This window comes from Pseudonocardia broussonetiae, assembly GCF_013155125.1.
GTDB lineage: Bacteria > Actinomycetota > Actinomycetes > Mycobacteriales > Pseudonocardiaceae > Pseudonocardia > Pseudonocardia broussonetiae.
This window is the reverse complement of the sequence record NZ_CP053564.1, coordinates 1464783-1486244: the sequence shown is the minus strand read 5'-3', so window position 1 is coordinate 1486244 and position 21462 is coordinate 1464783. Positions and strand designations below refer to the sequence as shown.

Sequence of the window (21462 nt, the reverse complement as noted above, 5' to 3'; positions counted from 1 at the left end):
TCAGGGCAGCCAGCCGACCCGGCCGGCCAGCAGGGCGTAGCCGGCGAAGGCCACGACGTCGATCAGCGCGTGCGCGCCCACCAGCGCCCAGAGGCGGTGGGTGCGTTGCCAGACGCGGCCGAACACCAGCCCCATCACCACGTTGCCGACGAAGCCGCCGAGCCCCTGGTACAGGTGGTACGCCCCGCGCAGCAGGGCCTGGGCCAGCAGCGACCCGTTCTCCGACCACCCGAGCTGGCGCAGCCGGGTGATCAGGTACGCCACCATCACGACCTCCTCGGCCCAGCTGTTCGCGGCCGCGGACAGGACGAGCACCGGGAGCTGCCACCAGGTCTGGTCGAGCGTCGAGGGCGCGACGGCGAGGCTGACGCCGAGCGCGCGCGCCACGAGGTAGAGCCCGAGCCCGGGCACGCCGATGAGCGCGGCCAGCCCGGCGGCGCCCAGCGCGTCGCGGCCGGGGCGGCGGGCGTCGAGGCCGACCGCGCGCAGCGCGATCCCCCCGCGCACCAGCAGGTACGCCCCCAGCGCCCCCCAGCCGACGAGCTGCAGCACGCGCAGGAGCTGCAGGGCCAGGTCGACCAGCTCGGCCTGCGCGGCGGGCGCGTTCAGCGCCACCTGCTGCTCGGAGAGCGGGACGGGCTGCAGCAGCGAGTCGACGAGGCTCAGCGCGCTCCGCACGGCCGACAGCCCCAGCGTCACGGTCAGGACCACCAGCACCTCGGTGCCGAGCATCCGGCGCGTGCGCGGGTCGGTGATCACGGGCGTGGACACGGTCCGACGCTACCGGCGGCGTAGTCTGGACGGCGTGTTGCGGCTGGCCCTCTCCCCCCGCTGGATGCTGTGGCACCTGCTCACGCTCGGCGCGATGCTCACCTGCGGGTGGCTCGCGGTGTGGCAGTGGCAGCGGGCCGGATCGGCGCTGGGCAGCGCGCTGAACGTCGGCTACGGCCTGCAGTGGCCGGTGTTCGCGCTGTTCTTCGGCGTGATGTGGTGGCGGTTCCTGCGGCTGGAGGCCCGGGGCCTGCCCGAGGCCCCGGAGCCGGAGCCCGCACCCGCCCCGGCCGCTGAGCCCGCCGCCCCCGCCGCGCCGGAGCCGGCGTCCGACGCCGCGCCGTCGCCGTTCACCGCCCGCCCCCGCGAGGCCGTGCCGGAGCTCACCGAGGACGAGAACCCCCGGCTCGTCGCCTACAACCAGATGCTGCGGCAGCTCGCCGAGCGCGACTCCCGCTAGACCACCGGAGGACCCACCCGTGTCGATCCCGACCGCCCTGCGCAACTACCGCATCGCCGCCTGGGTCACCGGCGTCGGCCTGATCGTGCTGGTCTTCGTGGCCATGCCGCTCAAGTACTTCTTCGACACGCCGGGGCCGGTCGCGGTCGTCGGCGTCACGCACGGCTTCCTGTACATGCTCTACATCGTCTGCACGCTGATCCTGGCCGAGCGGGTGCGGGCCAAGCCGCTGGAGGCGCTGGTCGTGCTGCTCGCCGGCACCATCCCGATCGCGTCGTTCGTGGCCGAGCGCGCGGTCACCCGGCGGGTGCGGGCCCTGACGGCCGCCGCGTGATCACTGCCGCCTGAACGGGCACCCGACCATCCGCTGGAACTGCGTCCGCAGCTCCTCGACGGTCTCGATCGGGGCCTCCCAGGCCAGCCGCACGTCGTGGTCGCGGTCGCCGGTCTCGACGCGCAGGCGCAACCCGCAGCGGTCGACGCCGAGCGGGCGCACCCGGGCGTCGCGGACGTCGCGCAGTGCGGGCGGCAGGTGCCGGGCCAGCGCGGTGAACACCTCGGGGTGGACGCGCTCGAGGTGCCCGAGCCAGTCGCGCTCGTAGCGGCAGAACGGGTCGGGCCGGGCGGCGGCGAGGTCGAGCGGCGAGAGCGCGGCGGTGCCCTCGGCGTCGGACAGCACGGCGGACCCGGGCGTCAGGCGCACCATGGTCGCGCCGTGCCCGAGCTCCAGCATCGCCGGGTACGGGTGCTGCTCGACGAGCCCGACGGCGATGCGGCGCGCGCGCTCGGCGGGGACCGGCGCGATGTGCCCGGTGATCCACAGCAGGCCCCGGACGGGCTCGCGGAGGTCGACCGGCGCGGCGTCGGCCAGCTCCAGCATCACGGGGACCTCGCCGTCGGCGGTCACGCGTGCGAGCACCGGCTCGTCGTCGGAGAGCAGGAGGACGGCCGAGCCGTCGGCGTGCACGTGGTGCGCGCGCGGGTGCGCGACGGGGGAGCCGGTGCCGACGAGCGCGGCGGCGCGTCCGCCCCGCGCGGTGATGCTGCGGGCGCGTTCGGCGTCGGTGGGGGCGGGTGGCCGCCGCAGGCGCGTGGATCCCAAAGGACACCTCCGAATTAGGTGAGGCTAAGTTATCCTCATCGTCTCGGCGGGCGCAAGCACCAGGCCCGGTGCAGCCGCCGTGACCGACCCGTTAGCGTCTGTGGCCGTGACGACGCAGCCGAAGGCGGGGACCGGACCCTGGTCGATCCCGCCCCTGTTCGCGCAGCTCGTCGACGACACCGGCCTGCTGGCCCCGCGCGAGGCGAGCCCGGTTGAGACGGTCGTCGCGCGCTACCTCGCCGCCCGCGACGGCGTGTACGGCGGCCTCGTGGGGCAGCTGGTCTGTCCGGTGTCGCGGCTGCCCGTGCTGGTCAAGGAGCTCGCCCGCTCGAGCGTGTCCCGCCCCGTCGAGCTCTCGCTCGTCGTCGACACCGGGCTGGGGTCGGTGCCCAAGGCGCTGTCCACGGTCTTCTCGCGGCCCGCGCTGCTGGCGCCGCGCACGATCGAGACCGCCGCGCCGACCGACGTCGACGCCGTGTGGCTCGACCGCGTCGCCGAGTTCGTGCCCGAGGACGTCGTCGCGGTGGTGGAGCCCCGGCGCCCGGTGCACGACGACCCCGACGGCACCCAGGCCTGGCTCGACGCCGTGCGCCGCGTCGCCGACCAGGGGTGCGCGCCGAAGCTGCGCTGCGGCGGGCCCCGCCCGACCGACGCGCCCTCGACCGAGGACGTCGAGCGGTTCCTGCGGGTGGTCGCCGACAGCGGCCGCGGCTTCACCACCCTCGGCCTGTACGAGGCCGTGCGCGTCGACAGCCCGGACCAGCCGGTCGCGCGCCGCCACGGCCTGGTCAACCTGCTCGTCGCGGTGGCCCGCGCGCTGAGCGGGGGTGACGTCGCCGCCGCCCTGCGCAGCACCGACGGCGACGCGCTCGCCGCGGAGGTCGGCTCCTGGTCCGACCGGGCGGTGGCCGGCGTGCGCGGGCTGTTCTCGCGGTGCGGCGCCGACCCGGCGCCCGGCGTCGCGCTGTCCGGGCTCGGCCTGCTCACCCGCTGACCCCGCTCACCCCCCGATCCCGGGCGGGCGGCGCGCCGTTAGGGTCGGCGGCGTGGGTCGACTGGCGTTCCTCGGTCCGCACGCCACGTTCACCGAGCAGGCGCTGCGGTCGCTCCCCGAGTCCCGCGGTGCCGAGCTGGTGCCGTGCGCGGGCAGCCCCGCCGTGCTCGAGGCCGTGCGCCGCGGCGAGGTCGACGCGGGCTGCGTCCCGATCGAGAACAGCGTCGAGGGGGCCGTCGGGGCCGTCCTCGACGGGCTCGTCGCGCGGCCGCCGCTGGTCATCCGGCGCGAGGCGCTCGTCGCGGTCCGGTTCGCGGTGATGGCCCTTCCGGGCACCGACCTCGCCTCCGTGCGCCGCGTCGGGTCGCACCCGCACGCCGTCGCGCAGACGCGGGGCTGGCTCGCCCGCCACCTGCCCGGCGCCGAGGTGCTGCTGACGTCGTCGACGTCCGAGGCCGCCGCCCAGGTCGCCCGCGGCGACCTCGACGCCGCCGTGGCCGCACCGCTGGCCGCCGAGCAGCACGGGCTGGAGGTCGTCGTCGACGACGTCGCCGACAACCCCGGGGCCGTCACGCGGTTCGTGCTGGTCGGCCCGCCCGGGCCGCCGCCGGAGCCCACCGGCCACGACCGCACGACGTTCGCCGCCACCACCCGCAACGAGCCCGGGTCGCTGCTCGGCCTGCTCACCGAGCTCGCGGTGCGGGGCATCGACCTCACCCGGATCGAGTCGCGTCCGATCAAGGACCGGCACGCCGAGTACTGGTTCCACATCGACTGCACCGGTCACGTCGCCGACCCCGCGATGGGCGAGGCGCTCGCCGCCCTGCACCGGCGCTGCGACGAGGTGCGCTTCCTCGGTTCGTTCCCGCGCGCCGGGAACGGCACGGCGCCCACCGGCACGGGCGACCCCGCCGCGCCGCTCGGGGCGGCCACCGGCTCGGCGTTCGCCGCCGCGCAGGCCTGGCTCGACGGGCTGCGCGCCGGGAGCGCCTCGTGACGCGGCTGGTCCTGGTCCGGCACGGCCAGACCGACTCCAACGTCGGGCGCGTGCTCGACTCCGCGCCGCCCGGCCCGCCGCTCAACGCGCTCGGCCGGAGCCAGGCCGCGGCGCTGGGGGAGCGGCTCGCCGCCGAGCGGGTCGACGTCGTCCACGCCTCGGTCGCGACGCGCGCCCAGCAGACCGCGGCCCCGGTCGCCGCCGCGCACGGCCTGCCCGTGGAGGTCGTCGAGGGTGTGCACGAGGTGTTCTGCGGCGACCTGGAGGGTCGCGGCGACGAGGACGCGCGCCGGCAGTTCGACGCCGTCTACGACACCTGGTGGACCGGCGACCTGCAGGCGCACCTGCCCGGCGGCGAGTCGGCGCTGGACCTGCGCGCCCGGTTCCTGCCCGCCGTCGACGCGGTCACCCGCGGCGTCGACGGCACGGTCGTGCTGGTCAGCCACGGTGCCGCGATCCGGCTGGCCGCCGCGGCGCTGCTGGGCGACACCGCCGAGACGCAGTACGTGCCCAACACGGGCCTGGTGGTCCTCACCGGCAGCCCGGACGAGGGCTGGGTGCTGGAGCACTGGGACGCCGCGCCGGCCCGCCCCGGCGACGTGACGGCCGGCGGCCCGCCCTCGGCCTGAGCGCGACCCCAGCGCCCCGGTCCCAGCCCGGCCCCGACACGGCCGCAGCCCGACCCCGACACGGTCGCAGCGAGAGCCCGACTCGCGGGTCTTCAGCCCCAGCCGAGGTCGTGCAGCGTGTCCTCGTCGATGCCGAAGTGGTGGGCCACCTCGTGCACCACCGTGACCGCCACCTCGTGCACCACCTCGTCGGCGTCGGTGCACACGTCGAGGATGGCGTCCTGGTAGATCGAGATCCGGTCCGGCAGGTACCCGCCGTAGGACGACGTCCGCTCGGTCAGCGCGATGCCCTCGTAGAGCCCGAGCAGCTCCGGCTCCTCGGCGTTGCGGTCCTCCACGAGCACCACGACGTTGTCCATCGCCGCGGTGAGCTCGGGCGGGATCGTGTCCAGCGCGTCGGCGACGAGCTCCTCGAAGCGCCGCCGCGTCATCTCGAGCACGGTGACCGCGATCCGGTCAGGTGCCCTCGAGGGGCACCGGGACCTCGAGCGGGACCTCCGCGGGCGGGGCCTCCCCGGCCGGCGGCGCGCCCTCGGCGGGCGCGGGCGTCGGGGACGGGGTGCCGGTGCCGTCGGCGGGCGGTGCCGTCGTCGGGGCGGCCGGGGTGGTGGTCGGCGGCGCCGGGATGCCCGCGTCGGGCGTGTTCTCGGCGGGCGGCGCGAGCTGGTCGCCGATCACGACGTCGCCGGTGACCGGGCCGGTGACGGGCGCGAATCCGCTGCGGTCGGGCAGCAGCGCCGCCACGTTGCAGTTGGCGCGGTAGGTGCCCGCCGCCCACGACTCCTCGCTGATGTTGTTCCAGTAGACCGTGAGCCCCTTGTCGGTGACGACGGTCGGGCCGCCCGCGTAGGCCGCCGCGATCTCGTTGCACTTGGGCTGCAGGTACGCGTCCTGGTCGGCGACGGCCGGGTAGCCGTCCGGGAAGTCGGCCGCCATGTCGACGATGCCGACGGTCTCCAGCGCGTGCGGGCCGGAGCAGGCCACCGGGTCACCGACGCGGGGGCCGTCGATCGCCAGGCACACGCCCGGCTCCTGGACGGCGGCCTGGTCACCCTCGGCGACGCGCCCGGTCATCGGGTAGAGCGCCCCGGAGCGCGAGGCGCTCTGCAGGCCGCAGCGCAGCTCGCGGTCGCCCTGCTCCCACTTCGACGCCGACGGCTTGAGCGCGCCGACGCGGTAGCGGCCGTCGGGGTCGAACACGTCGTTGAGGTAGGACAGGACGACGGGACCGCAGCGCTCGTCGACGAGCTGGCGCCACGTCGAGTCGTCGGGCAGCGCGACCTGGTCGGCGAGCACGACCGTGCCGGCCTGCTCGAACAGGTGCGGCTGGGCGCAGTCGACCAGCGCGGTGTCGGCCGCGTCGGCCCGGCTCCAGGTCAGGCACGTGCCGGGGGTGGCGGGCGGGGCCGGCACCTCCACGACCTCGGGCTCCTCGGGCGGGGCGGCGACCGCGGCGAACGACCCCAGCACGGGGACCTCCGCGTCGGTGAAGGTGTCGAGCGAGGCGGCGCCCAGCATCAGCAGGGCGCCGACCACGACACCGGTGACGACACGGCGCACGGGGTGCACGGCGGGGCTGGGTGCACGTCCACCCGGCGCGACGGCGGACGACGGGGGGAGCGGGGGAGCGTCGTCGTCACGTGCGGACCGGGGAGCGGTGAGGGTTCGTTCCATGACGACCGTCATCATGCCGTGACCTCCGCCGTCACTCACCGTCGCGGTCGTCGTGGCGCGGTCATCGGTCGTCGCCGTGCTGCGAACGTCCGTGTTCGCGCGGCGCGCCGTCCCGGGTAGCGTGCGCGCGCGAACGGATCTGTGAGGGGGCGGCCATGCGCGACGACGAGGAGCGTCCGGAACCGGGCAGCATGCGGTTCCAGGACGGATCGACGACCCCGCGCGAACCCACGCTGGCGGAGCGCCGGGCCCGCGAGCAGGCGGAGCGCCGCCGGGAGGCCGCCGAGCGGCAGGCCGCCGAGGACGAGGCGCGCGGCAAGAAGAAGCGCAGCCGGATCCTCGTGGGCGCCGGCGTCACCGTGGGCGTCGTCGCGCTGATCGCCGTCGGGTACGCGGCGGCGCGGCCCGAGGAGGAGATCCAGGCGCAGTGCGTCGACGAGGAGACCAACGAGATCGTCGACGACTCCAACTGCGTCACGCCCGTCGCGAACGACGGCTACCACGGCGGCGGCTTCTACCCGATCTTCATCGGCGGCGGCGGCCGGCAGTACCACTACAACTACGGCGGGTCCGGCGCCATCGGGCAGCGCGTGTCCGGCGGCACGACCTCGGTGCCCGGAGGCGGCACCCGCGTCACCACCTCCTCGGGCCGGGACATCTCCCCGCGCGCGTCGAGCAGCGGCGTCTCGCGCGGCGGGCTGGGCGTGTCCGGCGGCGGATCCTCGAGCGGCTCCTGACGTGCAGCGCCACCGCAGCACCCCGCGCGCCGGCTGGGAGCAGACCGTCCGCGAGCAGGGCATGGTCTACGGCGCGCCCGGCCGCGGCCAGGGCGGCGCGGCGCGGCCGTACTGGGACGAGTCGGTGCACTACACGTTCTCGATGGACGAGGTGCTCTCGCTCGAGGCCGACGTCGAGGTGCTGCACTCGATGTGCCTGGAGGCCGTCGACCACGTCGTCACCACCGAGCGCTTCCGCGACTTCGCGATCCCGGAGTACGCGTGGGAGGGCGTGGCCGCGTCGTGGCGGCGCAGCGACCCGCACGTCTACGGCCGCTTCGACCTGCGCTACGACGGCTCCGGCCCCGCGCAGATGCTGGAGTACAACGCCGACACCCCGACCACGCTGCTCGAGGCGTCGCTGCTGCAGTGGTACTGGCTCAAGGACGTCCACCCCGACGACGACCAGTGGAACTCCCTGCACGAGAAGCTCGTCGAGCGCTGGGGCGAGCTGAAGGCGCGGCTCCCCGGCGACGACGTCTACTTCACCTGGTCGGGCGCCGACGCGAGCGGCGAGGACCACGTCACCGTCGGCTACCTGCAGGAGACGGCCGCCGAGGCGGGGCTCAACACCGTCGGGCTGGCGATCGAGGACATCGGCTGGGACGCGGTGCTCGACCGCTTCGTCGACCTCGAGGAGTCGCCGATGGCCGCGGTCTTCAAGCTCTACCCGTGGGAGTGGGTCGTCACCGACGACTTCGGCAAGCACGTGCTGCGCAGCCTCCCCGAGACGCTGTGGGTCGAGCCGCTGTGGAAGACGGTGCTGTCGAACAAGGCGCTGCTCGCGGTGCTGTGGGAGATGTACCCCGGCCACCCCAACCTGCTGCCCGCCTACCTCGACCAGCCCGGGCTGCTCACCGAGTACGTCCGCAAGCCCCGGCTGGGCCGTGAGGGCGCCAACATCTCGATCGTCGCCCCCGGGTACGAGCACGAGACGGGCGGCGTCTACGGCGAGGAGGGCTACGTCTACCAGCTCTTCTCCCCGCTCCCCGAGTTCGACGGGTTCCGGCCCGCGCTGGGCGCCTGGGTCGTGGGCGACACGGCGGCCGGGCTCGGCATCCGCGAGACCGTCGGCCTGGTGACCGACGACGGCGCGGCGTTCGTCCCCCACCGCATCCCCGCCTGAACCACCCCGCACGAACCACGAAAGGCTCCCCAGATGATCAACCCGGGCTTCTTCTCGGTGATCGGCGTCGGCATCGGCGCCATCCTGCTCTACGCGGTGCTCGGCGTGATCCTCATGCTGCTCGGCTTCTACGCCGTCGACCTCACGACGCCGGGCAAGCTCAACGTGATGGTCCGCGAGGGACTGCCCAACGCCGTCGTCATCACCGCCGCGGGCATGATCAGCATGGCGCTGATCGTCGTGACCGCGATCTACACCTCGTCGGGCTTCCTCACCGAGGGCCTGATCCAGACCGCGATCTTCGGCGTCATCGGGATCCTGGCCCAGGTCGGCGCCGTCCGGCTGCTGGAGTGGGTCATGGGCATCGACATCGGCGGCGTCCTGGCCGCCGACCGCGTCCTGCCGCAGAGCTTCCTCATCGCCGCCGCGCACCTGGCGCTGGGCCTCGTGGTGGCCTTCGCGATCATCTGAGCCGCCGGTGGCGGGCGGGGGCCGTCCGGAGTGGGTACCGTCGCCCCTCGTGAGCGGGCGGGTCCCGGTGGGAACGATCGTGCTGGACGGCGACGGGCTGGTGCGCGCGGTCGACGCGGGCGCGGCGGAGGTCCTGCAGCGCCCGGAGGCCGACGTCGTCGGCACCGACCTGCACCGCCTCGTGCACGGCGACGCCCACGGCGCGGCCGACTGCCCCGTGCACCGCGCGCTGGCCCGCGGGCGCGCCGAGCGCGGCGTGGACGTCTTCCGGCGGCCCGGTGGCACCTCGGTGGCCGTCCGCCGCAACGTCGAGCCGGCGCTGCAGGACGGACGGGTCACGGGCGCGGTCGTGGTCGTCGACACCGGCGCCCCCACCGACGACCCCGCGGCCCGCGACCGCTTCCTCGCCGGGCTGGAGCGGGCCCTGCAGCCCCTGGAGGACGCCGACGAGATCATGTCGACCGTCGCCCGGCTGCTCGGCGAGCACCTGGCGGTGGACCGCAGCGCCTACGCCGAGGCCGAGGCCGACGCCGACCACTTCACGATGACCGGCAGCTACGCCCGCGGCCTGCCCCCGCTGACCGGCCGGTTCGCGATGTCGCAGTTCGGGGCCGAGACGCTGCGGCTCATGCGCGCGGGCGACCCGTACGTCGTGTCCGACGCGTCCACCGACCCGCGCGTCCGGCCCGACCAGCTGTGGGTCTACGAGCAGACGGGCATCGTCGGCGTGGTCTGCCTGCCGCTGCACAAGGGCGGCCGGTTCGTCGCCGCGATGGCGGTGCACCAGGCGTCGCCACGGCTGTGGACCGCGGCGGACGTCGAGCTGCTCACGACGGTCGTGACGCGCTGCTGGGAGTCGCTGCAGCGCGCGCACGCCCTCGCGACGGTCCGGGAGAGCGAGCAGCGCTACCGGATGATCGTGGAGCGGGCGAGCGACGGCATCTGGCTGTGCGACGAGGACCAGCGCTACGTCGACGCGAACGACGCGGCCTGCGCGCTGCTGGGGTACTCGCGGGCCGAGCTGCTGGAGCTCCGCGTGTCGGACGTGGCCCGGGAGGAGGACGGCGAGCGGCTCCGGCGGCTGCTGGCCCGGCTCGGCTCCGGTGAGCCCGTCTCGGAGGTGTGGGAGCTGCGACGGCGCGACGGCGCGCTGGTGCCCGTGGAGCTGTCGATCCGCTCCGCCGGGCACGGGCTGGTGCAGGCGATCGGGCGCGACATCACGCAGCGCCGGCGCGCGGAGGCCGAGCGGGAGCGCCTGCTCGCGCGCGAGCGGGAGGCCAACCGGCAGCTGCGCCTGCTCCAGCGCGCCACGGCCGCGCTCTCCGGCGCGACGACCCCGCAGGAGGTGCTCGACGTCGCGCTCGACCACGCCGGCGAGCTCGGGGCCGACGCGGCCGTCGTCCTGTCGCCGCGCGCGGGCCGATGGGAGATCGCGGCGCTGCGCGGCCCGGAACCCGCCGGGCTGCCCACCGAGCACGGTGCCGACCACCCGCTGGCCCGGGCGGTGCGCACCGGCCTGCCCGTGTGGGACGCGATGCCGCAGGCCGTGCCCGTCGTGGTGGCGGGCCGGGCCGTCGCGGTGCTGGGCCTCTGGTCCGCCGGGCCGGGCCTGGACAACGCGCGGTGCGCGTCGGTGCGGAGCGTGACCGAGCAGTGCGCCCAGGCACTGGACCGGGCGCGGCTCCACCAGGCCGAGCACGAGGTGGCCGAGGTGCTGCAGCGCAGCCTGCTGCCGGCCGCGCTGCCCGCGCTGGACCGCCTGGTCGCGGCCTCGCGCTACACCCCGTCCGCGGCGCACGCGAGGGCGGGCGGCGACTGGTTCGAGATGCTGCCGGTGGGTCCGACCTCCGTCGCGCTCGTCGTCGGTGACGTCGTCGGGCACGGGCCGACCGCGGCCGCCGTCATGGGGCAGCTGCGCAGCGCCCTGGCCGCGATCCTGCTCGACGGCGCCTCCCCGGCGGACGCGCTGGAGCGCCTCGACGCGTTCGCGGCCCGCGTGGCGGGCTCGGTGGGCAGCACCTGCGCCTGCCTGGTCCTCGACTGGGAGTCCGGCGAGCTCGTCTGGGCCCTGGCCGGGCACCCGCCGGTGCTCGTCGTCGACGGCGGGGGCGCACGCCTGCTGGACGACCCGGCGGGCCGTGGCACGGTGCTCGGCGTCCGCGACCGCGCGGCGTACGGGCAGGCCCGGGCCCGGATCGAGCCGGGTGCATCGCTCGTGCTCTACACCGACGGGCTGGTGGAGCGGCGCGGGGAGGACGTCGACGACGGGCTGGCGCGGCTGCGCGCGGCCGCCGCGGGCGCCGCGGTGGACGCCCCCCGTCCGCTGGTGGCGGCACTCGTCCGGGGCCTGCTGGGTGACGAGGGCCCGGCCGACGACGTCGCGCTGCTGGTGGTGCGGCGGGTGCCCGCGCCGCTGGTGGTCGAGCTGCCCGCGGCCGCCGCCTCGATGCGCTCGCTGCGCGGGAGGATCGACGAGTGGGCCGGGCTCGCCGGCCTCCCCGAGGACGACGTCGACGACCTGCAGCTCGTCGTCGGTGAGGCGGCCGCCAACGCCGCCGAGCACGCCTACCCCGACGGGCCGGGATCGTTCACCTGCGTGCTGGCCCGCGACGCGCAGGGCGGGGTGCGGGTACGGGTGAGCGACCGGGGCCGCTGGCGCCCGGTGCCGGCGGACAACGGGCACCGCGGGCACGGCCTGCGGGTGATGGACCGGCTGACCGAGGGGATGGTGCTGGACCGCCGCGACTCCGGCACGACGGTGCTGTTCCGCGTGCCACCCGGTCCCGAGCAGCCCGGGCGCCCGCCGGCCGTGCGCCCGGCCCCGCCCGCCGGGGCGGAGCTCTCCGTGGAGCGGCGGACCCGGCCGGACGACCGCCCCGAGCTCGTGCTGCGCGGTGACCTCGACGTGGGCGGCCGCGACCGCGTGTCCGCCGCCCTGCGCGAGGCGGGGGAGGACGCCGTGGTCGACCTCACCCGGCTGCGCTACCTCAGCAGCGCCGGGGTCGCCCTGCTCGCCGGCGCGGGCGGGCGGGTGTCCGTGGTCGTCGCGGAGGGGTCCGCGCCCGCACGGGTGCTCGCGCTCACCGGGCTCGACGCCGCCCTGACGGTCACGACGGTGCCGCCCTTGACCCTCGAGGAGGTCGAGGCTCCACGGTGAGCGGTGTGGAGAGCTGGCGGGGGATCGGGGCGATGGCCCGGGCGTCGGGCCTGACGGTGAGCGCGCTGCGCTTCTACGACGGCGCCGGGGTGCTCGGGCCCGCGCACGTCGACCCGCGCAGCGGCTACCGGAGCTACGCCCCCGAGCAGCTGGTCGTCGCCCGCCTGGTGGCGTCGCTGCGCCGGGTCGGGATGCCGCTCGCCGGCATCCGGGAGGTGCTCGCGCACCGCCACGACCCGGACGCCGTCGACGCCCTGCTGGCCGGGCACCTGCACCGGCTCGAACAGGGTGTGGCCGCCGCGCGCCGCGAGCTCTCCACCGTCCGCGACCTGCTCGCCCCGGAGGAGACCCCCGTGACCCCGACCACCCCGACCACCCCCACCACCGTCACCGTCGACGCCCCCGCACTGGCCGCCGCGCTGCGCACCGTCCGGTTCGCGGTCGGCTCCGACCCGGAGTTCCCGGTGCTGCACGGCGTGCTGCTCGACGTCGGGCCCGAGGTGCTCACCGTCGTCGCCACCGACCGCTACCGCGTCGCCGTCGCCTCGGTGCCCGTGCTGGCCCTCGACGGGCCGGCGCGGTCGGTCGTCGTGCCGCCCGACCTGCCCGCGGGCGACGGCGTCCTGCGCGTCGACGACGCCGCGGTGACGGTCGGCGGCACCGCGCACCCGCTGGTCGAGGGCGCGTTCCCGGACCACCGGCGCCTGCTGCCCGCCCCCTCGGACCGCGGGGTCGCGGTGGAGGCGGCCGAGCTGCGGGCCGCGGTCGCGGCGGGCGGCACGCGCCGCGTCGCGGGGGCGCAGGTGACGGTGCTCGCCGTCGACGGCGCGGGCCGGTTGGTGGTCGGCGCCGGGCACGACGGCGTCGGGGTGAACGCGGAGTTCCTGCTGGAGGCCGTCGACGCCGGGGGTCCCGGACCGCTGCGCCTCGAGCTCGACGGCCCGCTCGCGCCGGTGGCCCTGCGCTCCGCCGACGCGTTCTCGCTGCTCATGCCGGTGCGCCTGGACGAGCCGGAGGCCGCACCCACTCCGTAGGGTGGGAGGGGTGCAGGCTCCCCGACTGGTCGCGTCCGACGTCGACGGCACGCTGCTGGACCCCCACGACCAGGTCACCCCCCGCGCCGCCGCGGTGATCGGGCGGGCGGTCGCGGCGGGTGTCGGCTTCGTGCTGGTCACCGGGCGGCCGCCGCGCTGGATCCCGCCGGTCGTCGCGGCCGTCGGGGTCGGGCGGCTCGCGGTGTGCGCCAACGGCAGCGTGCTCTACGACGCCGTCGAGGACCGCGTGCTGTGGTCGCAGACCCTGGAGCCCGCCGCGCTGGCCGACATCGCGCAGGCCGTCGCCGACGTGCTACCCACGAGCGGGCTGGCGGTGGAGCGGGTCGGCACGAGCGCCCAGGACCGGGACGCGTTCGTCGCCGAGCCCGCCTACCGGCACGCCTGGCCCGACTCCGACAACGCGATCACCGAGCGCTCCGACCTGCTCACCGCGCCGGCCGTGAAGATGCTGGTGCGGTGCTCGGAGCTGCGCAGCGAGGCGATGGTCGCGGCGCTGGCGCCCGTCGTCGGGCACATCGGCGACCTCACGTTCTCCCACCCCGGGGGCCTGGTCGAGATCTCCCCGCCGGGCGTCACCAAGGCCACCGGGCTCTCCGAGGTGGCCGGGCGGCTCGGCGTCGACGTCGCCGACGTCATCGCGTTCGGCGACATGCCCAACGACCTGGAGATGCTGCGCTGGGCCGGGCACGGCGTGGCGATGGGCAACGCCCACCCCGTCCTGCACGACGTGGCCGACGAGATCACCGCGACCAACGGCGAGGACGGCCTGGCGCTGGTGCTCGAACGGTGGTTCTGAGGGGCCCGCGTAGGATCGCCGACGCCCGAGCAACCCCGATCGGCCGGTGGTCCGCCCCCGCCGGCACCCCTGGAGGCCCCGTCGTGGCCCAGCCCGATGTCCGCGCCCTCGAGGTGCGCGCGCTGAGCGCCGTGCAGCGCACCGTCGGCCCGCCGGCCGTGGTGCGCGTGGCCCGGGGGATGTCGCTGTTCGGCGAGCACGCCGCCGGCTGGCTCGCGCTCGGCGCCGCGGGCGCCCTGCTCGACCCCCCGCGCCGGCGCGAGTGGCTCGTCGCCACCGCGGGCGTCGCCTTCGCCCACGGCGCGTCGATCGGGGTCAAGCGCGTGGTGCGCAGGCCCCGGCCCGACGACCCGACCGTCGAGGTCCGGGTGGGCGTCCCGTCGAAGCTCAGCTTCCCGTCCGCGCACGCCACGTCGACCACGGCCGCGGCCGTCCTGTTCGGCGCGCTCGTCGGGCGGCCCCTGGTCGCGGTGCTGGTGCCGCCGATGGCGCTGTCGCGGCTCGTGCTCGGCGTCCACTACCCCAGCGACGTCGTCGCCGGCTCCCTGCTCGGCGCCGCCGTGGCCGCGGGAGCCCGCCGCGCCACCCGGAGGAGATCCCGATGACCAGCACCGACACGCCGGCCACGGACGTGGCTCCGCAGCGCACGCCGGCGGCCGTGGCGCGCGGGGTGCTGAAGACGATGCGCCCGCGGCAGTGGGTCAAGAACGTGCTCGTGCTCGCCGCCCCGTTCGCGGCGGGCGACCTGCTCCGGCCCGGCATCGGGCTGCAGCTCGCCGTCGCGTTCGTGGCGTTCTCGCTGGCCGCGTCCGGGATCTACCTGGTCAACGACGCGAAGGACGTCGAGGCCGACCGCGCTCACCCCACCAAGCGCCACCGCCCGATCGCCGCCGGGATCGTCCCGCCGCGCCTGGCGGTCGCGGTGGCGGTCGTCCTGCTGCTGGCCGCCGTCGCGATCTCGCTGGTCGCGAGCGTGCAGCTCGTGGTCGTGCTCGCCGTGTACGTCGTCGTGCAGCTGTCGTACTGCTTCTGGCTCAAGCACCAGCCCGTCCTCGACATCTGCATCGTCGCGTCGGGCTTCCTGCTCCGGGCGATCGCCGGCGGTGCGGCCACCTCGATCGGCCTGTCGCAGTGGTTCCTGCTCGTCGCCGGGTTCGGCTCGCTGTTCATGGTCGCCGGCAAGCGGTACGCCGAGATGATGCTGGCCGAGCGCACCGGCGCGAAGATCCGCAAGTCGCTGGAGAGCTACTCGGCGTCCTACCTGCGGTTCGTGTGGGGCCTGTCGGCGACGGTCCTCATCACGACCTACAGCCTGTGGGCCTTCGAGATCCGCGAGACCCAGCACAACCCGATCTGGTCGGCCATCTCGATCGTGCCGTTCGTGGTGGCGGTGCTGCGGTACGCGGTGGACGTCGACAACGGCAACGGCGGTGAGCCCGAGGAGATCGCCCTGGGCGACCGGGTCCTTCAGGTGCTCGCGCTGGCCTGGCTGGCCGCGCTGACGGTGGCGGTGTACGCGTGAAGGGCATCATCCTGGCCGGCGGCGCCGGCACCCGGCTGCACCCGATCACCCGCGCGGTGTCGAAGCAGCTGCTGCCCGTCTACGACAAGCCGATGATCTACTACCCGCTCTCGGTGCTGATGCTGGCCGGGATCCGGGACATCCTGGTGATCACCACGCCCGAGGAGCAGTCGATGTTCCGCCGCCTGCTGGGCGACGGGGCCGAGCTGGGCCTGCGGCTGTCCTACGCCGCGCAGCCCGAGCCGAACGGCATCGCGCAGGCCTTCCTCATCGGCGCCGACCACATCGACGGCGACGCCACGGCGCTCGTACTCGGCGACAACATCTTCCACGGGCCCGGCTTCGCCGACACGCTGCGCGCCTGCATCGCCGACGTCGAGCGCGGCGACGACGGCGCGGTCCTGTTCGGGTACCCGGTGCGCGACCCCGAGCGCTACGGCGTGGGCGTCGCCGACGCGGACGGGCGGCTGACCGACATCGAGGAGAAGCCCGCGAAGCCGCGCAGCAACCGCGCGATCACCGGGCTCTACCTCTACGACGACCGCGTGGTCGACGTCGCCCGCGGCCTGACGCCCTCGGCGCGCGGCGAGCTGGAGATCACCGACGTCAACCGCGCGTACCTCGACAAGGACGCCGCCCGGCTGGTCGACCTCGGCCGCGGGTTCGCCTGGCTCGACACCGGCACCCACGACTCGCTGCTCGAGGCCGGGCAGTACGTGCAGGTGCTCGAGCACCGGCAGGGCGTGCGGATCGCCTGCCTGGAGGAGATCGCGCTCGAGCGCGGCTGGATCGACGCCGACGCCTGCTACGCCCTGGGCGCGGCGCAGGGCAAGTCCGGCTACGGCGAGTACGTCATGGCCGTGGCCGACGCACACCGGAAGGCATGAGCATGCGGGTCCTCGTCACCGGCGGTGCCGGGTTCATCGGATCGCACTACGTGCGGTCGCTGCTGGGCGGCGCCTACCCGGCGTTCGCCGGCGCCGAGGTGGTGGTCCTCGACCTGCTCACCTACGCCGGCACGCTGACCAACCTCCCCGAGGCCGACGAGCGGCTGCGGTTCGTCCACGGCGACATCCGCGACGCCGCCGCCGTCGCCGACGTGATGGCCGGCACCGACGTGGTGGTGCACTTCGCGGCGGAGTCGCACGTCGACCGCTCGATCACCGGCGCGGCCGACTTCGTCTCCACCAACGTCGTCGGCACGCAGGTGCTGCTGCAGGCCGCGCTGGACGCGGAGGTCGGCCGGTTCGTGCACGTCTCCACCGACGAGGTCTACGGCTCGATCGACGAGGGCTCGTGGCCGGAGACCCACCCGCTGGAGCCCAACTCGCCGTACTCGGCGTCGAAGGCGTCGTCGGACCTGCTGGCCCGCTCCTACCACCGCACCCACGGCCTGCCGGTCTGCATCACGCGCTGCTCGAACAACTACGGGCCGCACCAGTTCCCCGAGAAGGTCATCCCGCTGTTCGTGAGCAACCTGCTCGACGGGAAGAAGGTGCCGCTCTACGGCGACGGCCTCAACGTGCGCGACTGGCTGCACGTCGACGACCACTGCCGCGGCATCCAGCTCGTCGCCGAGAAGGGCCGCGACGGCGAGGTCTACAACATCGGCGGCGGCACCGAGCTGACCAACCGCGAGCTGACGCACCGCCTGGTGGCCGCGGTGGGGGCCGACGACTCGATGATCGAGCAGGTGGCCGACCGCAAGGGCCACGACCGGCGCTACAGCGTCGACTGGTCGAAGATCGCCGACGAGCTCGGGTACGCCCCGCAGGTGCCGTTCGAGCAGGGCCTCGCCGACACGGTGGCCTGGTACGCCGACAACCGCGCCTGGTGGGAGCCCCTCAGGGCGCGCTGACGTACTCCGCCAGCCGCTGCCGCCAGTCGGGGGCGACCACGCCGGCCGCCTCGATGCGGCCCAGGTCCAGCACGCTGTTGAGCGGGCGCGGGGCCGTCCCGGGCTTGTCGGCGAAGTACTCGGCCGTGCTCGTGCCGGTGACCCGCAGCTCGGAACGGCCGGCGAGCGCGTAGGTGGCGCGGGCGACGTCGGCCCACGAGGCCGGCTCGCCGCCACCGGTGAGGTGGTAGGTGCCGAACGGCGCACCGGTCGTCACGAGGTGCACGATCGCGGCGGCGATGTCCACGGCGAACGTCGGGCGCCCGATCTGGTCGGACACCACCGTCGGCTCGATCCCGCGGCCCGCGAGGCCGAGCATCGTGCGCACGAAGTTGGCGCCGTCGCCGACCACCCACGTCGGGCGGACGAGGTAGTGCCGCTCCACCCCCGCGACGACGGCGACGTCGCCCGCCGCCTTCGAGGCGCCGTACGCGCCCAGCGGGGCGACCGGGGCGGTCTCCGGGATCGGGCCGTCGTGGGTGCCGTCGAAGACGTACTCGCTCGACAGGTGCACGAGCGTGGTGCCGTGCGCCCGGGCTCGTGCGGCGAGCGCGGCCGGCCCGCCCGCGTTGGTCCGCCACGCGTCGACGCGGCCCTGCGGGGTCTCCGCGGCGTCGACCTTCGTGTACGCGGCGGCGTTGACGACCACGTCGAACGCGGCCCAGTCGACGCCGGTGGGGTCGGCGACGTCGCACTGCGCGCGCGTGAGCCCGATGGCGTCGGGCAGCGCGGCGGTGAGGGCGCGGCCGACCTGGCCGTTCGCCCCGAGCACGAGCACCCGCACGTCAGCGCACCCCCGTGGCCAGCTCGGCGAGCCGGGGGTGGTGGCGGTCCTTCTCCGAGCGGATCGCGTCCTCGGGCCCGATCGGCCAGTCGATGCCCAGCGCCGGGTCGAACGCCTGGATCAGGGTGTACTGCGCGTCCGGCGACCAGTGCTCGTTGACCAGGTAGGTGTAGATGACGTCCGGGGTGAGGGTCTGGTAGCTGTTGCCGCAGCCCCGGGGCACGAACAGCGCGATGCCCGGGTCCATGTCGAACGTCTCGACGCGGCCGTAGGACTCCCCGGGTCGCAGGTCCACGATCGCCGCGAACGCGCGGCCGTTGGCGAGCGAGATGTACTTGTCCCACGGCTCGGCGTGGATGCCGCGGGTGACGCCCACATCGGCGTTGAAGGACACGTTGCTCTGCACCGGCTCGAACGGCGGGAAGCCCGCGGCCTCCAGCTTCGCGCGCTGGTAGGACTCCTTGAACCAGCCGCGCTCGTCGGTGTGCAGGGCGAGCTCGACGTGCAGCAGCCCGGGGATCGACGTCTCCACCATCTTCACGACGGCGAGTCTCGCAGGGGACCGGTTCCGCCGCGCCGCGTGGTTCGCGGCACACTGGCCGGGTGACCGCACCCGAACCCCGTCCGGGGACCGATGCGCCCGACTACACCGAGCGCCTGGCCACGATGGAGAGCGCGGGGTGGAAGCAGCGCCTCGACGTGCAGGCGCCCTACCGCTGGAACATCCGCCTCCTGGCGCTGGGCCGCACCCTCGACATCGGCTGCGGCCTGGGCCGTAACCTCGCCCACCTCGACGGCAACGGGGTGGGCGTCGACCACAACGCGTCCTCGGTGGCCATGGCGGTGCAGCGCGGGTACGAGGCCTACACGCCCGACGGCTTCGCGGCGAGCCCGCACGCCCGCCCCGGTGCGTTCGACAGCCTGCTGCTGGCCCACGTGGTGGAGCACATGACCGAGGACGACGCGCTCGGCCTCCTGCGCACCTACCTGCCGTTCGTCCGCACCGGCGGCAAGGTCGTGCTGATCACGCCGCAGGAGAAGGGCTACACGACCGACGCCACCCACGTGCGGTTCTGCGGCTTCCCCGAGGTCGCGGCGCTGTGCACGTCCGTCGGGCTGACGGTGGACCGCCAGTACTCGTTCCCGTTCCCGCGCCCGGCCGGGAAGGTCTTCCCCTACAACGAGTTCGTGACGCTCGCCCGGATCTGAGCCCGCGCCGCTGCGCACTACCGTGGACCGGGTGACGCGCAGCGGACGGATGGGCACCGCGCTGCACCTGGCCCTGGGACTCGGGGTCCTCGGTGTGGCCGGCTACGCGTTCGTCGCGGTGGTCGGGCACGTCTTCGAGGGCCCCGCCGACGCCGGCGCGCTGAGCGCTCTGATCTCGCTCTACCTGGTCGTGAACATCGTCGGGCCGGGCGTGTTCGCGGCGCTGGAGCAGGAGACGAGCCGCGCGGTGAGCGCGGCCGTCGCCCGCGGCGAGCCGGTGCGGCCGGTCGCCCGCCGCGCCGCCGCGTTCGCGTTCCGGTCCCTGGCCGTGCTCGTGGTGGCGGTCCTGGTCGCCTGGCCGCTGGTGCTGCACCGCGTGTTCGACGGGCGCGTGGGCCTGCTCGTCGCGCTGCTGGTGGCGATCGCCGGGTCGGCGGCCGTCTACTGGGCGCGGGGCGTGCTCGGCGGGCAGCAGCGCTTCACCGCCTACGCCCGCACGCTCTACGTCGAGGGGGCGGTGCGGCTGCTGCCCGGTCTGGGGCTGGTCGCGCTGGCGGTCACCGAGCCCGCGGCCTACGGGATGGCGTTCGCGCTCGGCTCGGCCCTCGCGGCGCTGAGCGTGGCCGGCACCGTCCGGCTGCCGCGCGCGACGGGCCCGGTGCCCGAGCGGATGGGCCGCTCGCTGGCGTACCTGATGGTGGCCGTGGCGCTGAGCCAGCTCGTGGCCAACCTGGCGCCGGTCGTCGTCACCTACCGCTCGCCCGACGACCTCGTCGCCGCGACGGTGTTCGGCTCCACGTTCGTGCTGGCGCGGATCCCGCTGTTCCTGTTCGCGCCCGTCCAGGCGGTCCTGCTGCCCAAGCTCACCCGCGCGGCCACCCTCGGGCAGCGCGCCGAGCTGGAGCGGCGGCTCAAGCAGGTGGTCGGGCTGGTGCTCGGGGTCGGCGCGGTCGGGGTCGTCGGGTGCGCCGTGCTCGGACCGTGGGCGGCCGAGGTGCTGTTCAACACCGCCGAGCGGCCGACGGTCACCGTGCTGACCCTGCTCGGGGCGGCGACGATGCTGATGCTGGTGGCGATGGTCGTGCAGCCGACGCTCGTCGCGCTGGGCCAGCAGCGGGTCGTCACCGTCGCGTGGGCGGCGGGGACCGTGGTGTTCCTGGGGCTGCTGGTGCTGCCCGTCGCCCCCGTCACGGCGGCGCTCGTCGCGCAGCTGGTGGGCCCCGCGGTCGTCGTCGCCGTACTGGCAGGTGGGGTGCTGCGCGCCCTGCGCGCGGGCCACCCGGGCGTGGACGCCGGGGTGCCGCGGGTAGGTTGACGGCCGCAGGCAGCGGGAGGAGCTGGTCGTGGTGGACCCCGGTCCGGTCAACGACGACGTCTGGGTCGTGATCCCGGTCTTCAACGAGGCGCAGGTCCTGGAGCAGGTCGTCCGCCAGACCCTCGTGGTGTTCCCGAACGTCGTCTGCGTCGACGACGGCAGCCGGGACGGGTCGGTCGAGGCGGTGCTGCGCACCCGCGCCCACCTGGTCCGGCACCCGGTCAACCTCGGCCAGGGGGCCGCGCTGCAGACCGGCCTCACCTACGCCAGGGCCCAGCCCGGCGCGCGGTACTTCGTCATGTTCGACGCCGACGGCCAGCACCGGCTGGAGGACGCCTCGACGATGGTCCAGGTCGCCCGCTCCGGTGCCGCCGACGTGGTGCTCGGCACGCGGTTCGCCGAGAACGCCGAGTCCGTCCCGCTGCTCAAGCGGATCGTGCTGCGCACCGCGGTGCTGCTCAGCCCGGCGGGTCGCAAGCTCAAGCTCACCGACGCCCACAACGGCCTGCGCGTGCTCACGCGCCCGGTCGCCGACGACCTGCAGATCACGATGAACGGGATGGCGCACGCGTCGGAGATCGTGTCCTACCTCGGCCGGTCGTCCTGGCGGGTGCGCGAGGTGCCGGTGTCGATCCGGTACACCGAGTACTCGCGCAGCAAGGGCCAGTCGCTGCTCAACGGCGTCAACATCCTGTTCGACCTGTCGGTCCGCCAGCGGGGAGGCTGA

Annotated in this window: 24 protein-coding genes; 18 read left to right on the top strand and 6 right to left on the bottom strand. The window is 75.2% G+C overall.

Going from position 1 to position 21462, the window contains the following annotated elements:
• Complete coding sequence (locus HOP40_RS07385) at positions 1-732, bottom strand: CPBP family intramembrane glutamic endopeptidase (RefSeq protein ID WP_172168026.1); 732 nt, start codon at positions 730-732, stop codon at positions 1-3.
• Positions 733-805: 73 nt separating this feature from the next.
• Between HOP40_RS07385 and HOP40_RS07380 the strand changes: the two genes are divergently transcribed.
• The gene (locus HOP40_RS07380; RefSeq protein ID WP_172155948.1) at positions 806-1231 is read left to right on the top strand and encodes a hypothetical protein; all 426 of its coding nucleotides are present in this window, start codon (positions 806-808) and stop codon (positions 1229-1231) included.
• Positions 1232-1250: 19 nt separating this feature from the next.
• Positions 1251-1565: a DUF3817 domain-containing protein gene (locus tag HOP40_RS07375; RefSeq protein WP_172155946.1), complete on the top strand. Its 315-nt coding sequence runs from the start codon at positions 1251-1253 to the stop codon at positions 1563-1565.
• Here HOP40_RS07375 and HOP40_RS07370 read toward each other — a convergent pair whose 3' ends face one another.
• Positions 1566-2333, bottom strand: a complete 768-nt coding sequence (locus HOP40_RS07370) for a DUF2470 domain-containing protein (protein ID WP_172155944.1) — start codon at positions 2331-2333, stop codon at positions 1566-1568.
• A gap of 106 nt (positions 2334-2439) precedes the next feature.
• Here HOP40_RS07370 and HOP40_RS07365 point away from each other — a divergent pair, with 106 nt between their 5' ends.
• Genes HOP40_RS07365 through HOP40_RS07355 form a run of 3 tightly spaced genes read left to right on the top strand, consistent with a single transcriptional unit; the run spans position 2440 to position 4953 of the window.
• Positions 2440-3327: a hypothetical protein gene (locus tag HOP40_RS07365; RefSeq protein ID WP_172155942.1), complete on the top strand. Its 888-nt coding sequence runs from the start codon at positions 2440-2442 to the stop codon at positions 3325-3327.
• 52 nt (positions 3328-3379) lie between these two features.
• The gene (gene pheA / locus HOP40_RS07360) at positions 3380-4324 is read left to right on the top strand and encodes a prephenate dehydratase (protein WP_172155940.1); all 945 of its coding nucleotides are present in this window, start codon (positions 3380-3382) and stop codon (positions 4322-4324) included.
• Positions 4321-4953 (top strand): histidine phosphatase family protein, encoded by a 633-nt coding sequence (locus HOP40_RS07355; RefSeq protein WP_172155938.1) that lies wholly within the window; start codon positions 4321-4323, stop codon positions 4951-4953. Before pheA ends, HOP40_RS07355 begins: the two co-directional genes overlap by 4 nt.
• 92 nt (positions 4954-5045) lie before the next feature.
• On the opposite strand, the gene HOP40_RS07350 is transcribed toward HOP40_RS07355, so the two are convergent.
• Together HOP40_RS07350 and HOP40_RS07345 are read right to left on the bottom strand one after the other, a co-directional pair.
• Positions 5046-5384 carry a metallopeptidase family protein gene (locus tag HOP40_RS07350; protein ID WP_172155936.1) on the bottom strand — a complete coding sequence of 113 codons (339 nt, stop codon included), beginning with the start codon at positions 5382-5384 and terminating at the stop codon, positions 5046-5048.
• Between the two features lie 25 nt (positions 5385-5409).
• The gene (locus HOP40_RS07345; RefSeq protein WP_172155934.1) at positions 5410-6513 is read right to left on the bottom strand and encodes a septum formation family protein; all 1104 of its coding nucleotides are present in this window, start codon (positions 6511-6513) and stop codon (positions 5410-5412) included.
• 269 nt (positions 6514-6782) lie between these two features.
• On the opposite strand from HOP40_RS07345, the gene HOP40_RS07340 reads away from it, so the two are divergent.
• The 10 genes from HOP40_RS07340 to rfbB all read left to right on the top strand — a co-directional run bounded on the left by HOP40_RS07340 (position 6783) and on the right by rfbB (position 17388).
• On the top strand, positions 6783-7364 hold the full coding sequence (locus tag HOP40_RS07340) for a hypothetical protein (RefSeq protein ID WP_172155932.1): 582 nt from the start codon (positions 6783-6785) through the stop codon (positions 7362-7364).
• Position 7365: 1 nt separating this feature from the next.
• Positions 7366-8529 (top strand): glutathionylspermidine synthase family protein, encoded by a 1164-nt coding sequence (locus HOP40_RS07335; RefSeq protein ID WP_172155930.1) that lies wholly within the window; start codon positions 7366-7368, stop codon positions 8527-8529.
• Between the two features lie 33 nt (positions 8530-8562).
• Positions 8563-9000: a DUF350 domain-containing protein gene (locus HOP40_RS07330; protein ID WP_172155928.1), complete on the top strand. Its 438-nt coding sequence runs from the start codon at positions 8563-8565 to the stop codon at positions 8998-9000.
• A 49-nt stretch (positions 9001-9049) separates the two neighbouring features.
• A complete protein-coding gene (locus HOP40_RS07325) occupies positions 9050-12157 on the top strand; it encodes a SpoIIE family protein phosphatase (protein WP_172155926.1) in 3108 nt (1035 codons plus the stop codon).
• Positions 12154-13191 (top strand): DNA polymerase III subunit beta family protein, encoded by a 1038-nt coding sequence (locus tag HOP40_RS07320; RefSeq protein WP_205347120.1) that lies wholly within the window; start codon positions 12154-12156, stop codon positions 13189-13191. The genes HOP40_RS07325 and HOP40_RS07320 overlap by 4 nt, the downstream gene beginning before the upstream one ends.
• A gap of 10 nt (positions 13192-13201) precedes the next feature.
• Positions 13202-14008, top strand: a complete 807-nt coding sequence (locus HOP40_RS07315) for an HAD family hydrolase (RefSeq protein ID WP_205347119.1) — start codon at positions 13202-13204, stop codon at positions 14006-14008.
• 83 nt (positions 14009-14091) lie between these two features.
• Complete coding sequence (locus HOP40_RS07310; protein ID WP_420821790.1) at positions 14092-14613, top strand: phosphatase PAP2 family protein; 522 nt, start codon at positions 14092-14094, stop codon at positions 14611-14613.
• Positions 14610-15530, top strand: coding sequence for a decaprenyl-phosphate phosphoribosyltransferase (locus HOP40_RS07305; RefSeq protein WP_172155922.1), 921 nt, complete (start codon positions 14610-14612; stop codon positions 15528-15530). Before HOP40_RS07310 ends, HOP40_RS07305 begins: the two co-directional genes overlap by 4 nt.
• Positions 15527-16417 carry a glucose-1-phosphate thymidylyltransferase RfbA gene (rfbA, locus tag HOP40_RS07300; protein ID WP_172155920.1) on the top strand — a complete coding sequence of 297 codons (891 nt, stop codon included), beginning with the start codon at positions 15527-15529 and terminating at the stop codon, positions 16415-16417. Before HOP40_RS07305 ends, rfbA begins: the two co-directional genes overlap by 4 nt.
• Positions 16418-16419: 2 nt before the next feature.
• Positions 16420-17388, top strand: a complete 969-nt coding sequence (gene rfbB / locus HOP40_RS07295) for a dTDP-glucose 4,6-dehydratase (RefSeq protein WP_172168020.1) — start codon at positions 16420-16422, stop codon at positions 17386-17388.
• On the opposite strand, the gene HOP40_RS35800 is transcribed toward rfbB, so the two are convergent.
• Positions 17375-18211 carry an SDR family oxidoreductase gene (locus HOP40_RS35800; protein ID WP_240157564.1) on the bottom strand — a complete coding sequence of 279 codons (837 nt, stop codon included), beginning with the start codon at positions 18209-18211 and terminating at the stop codon, positions 17375-17377. The two genes, rfbB and HOP40_RS35800, sit on opposite strands and share 14 nt — an antisense overlap.
• A gap of 1 nt (position 18212) precedes the next feature.
• Positions 18213-18746, bottom strand: coding sequence for a dTDP-4-dehydrorhamnose 3,5-epimerase family protein (locus tag HOP40_RS35795; protein WP_240157760.1), 534 nt, complete (start codon positions 18744-18746; stop codon positions 18213-18215).
• Positions 18747-18814: 68 nt separating this feature from the next.
• On the opposite strand from HOP40_RS35795, the gene HOP40_RS07285 reads away from it, so the two are divergent.
• The 3 genes from HOP40_RS07285 to HOP40_RS07275 are packed head-to-tail and all read left to right on the top strand — an operon-like array spanning position 18815 to position 21462.
• Positions 18815-19420: a class I SAM-dependent methyltransferase gene (locus HOP40_RS07285; protein WP_240157563.1), complete on the top strand. Its 606-nt coding sequence runs from the start codon at positions 18815-18817 to the stop codon at positions 19418-19420.
• Positions 19421-19451: 31 nt separating this feature from the next.
• The gene (locus HOP40_RS07280; protein ID WP_172155918.1) at positions 19452-20735 is read left to right on the top strand and encodes a lipopolysaccharide biosynthesis protein; all 1284 of its coding nucleotides are present in this window, start codon (positions 19452-19454) and stop codon (positions 20733-20735) included.
• Between the two features lie 28 nt (positions 20736-20763).
• Complete coding sequence (locus HOP40_RS07275; protein WP_240157562.1) at positions 20764-21462, top strand: glycosyltransferase family 2 protein; 699 nt, start codon at positions 20764-20766, stop codon at positions 21460-21462.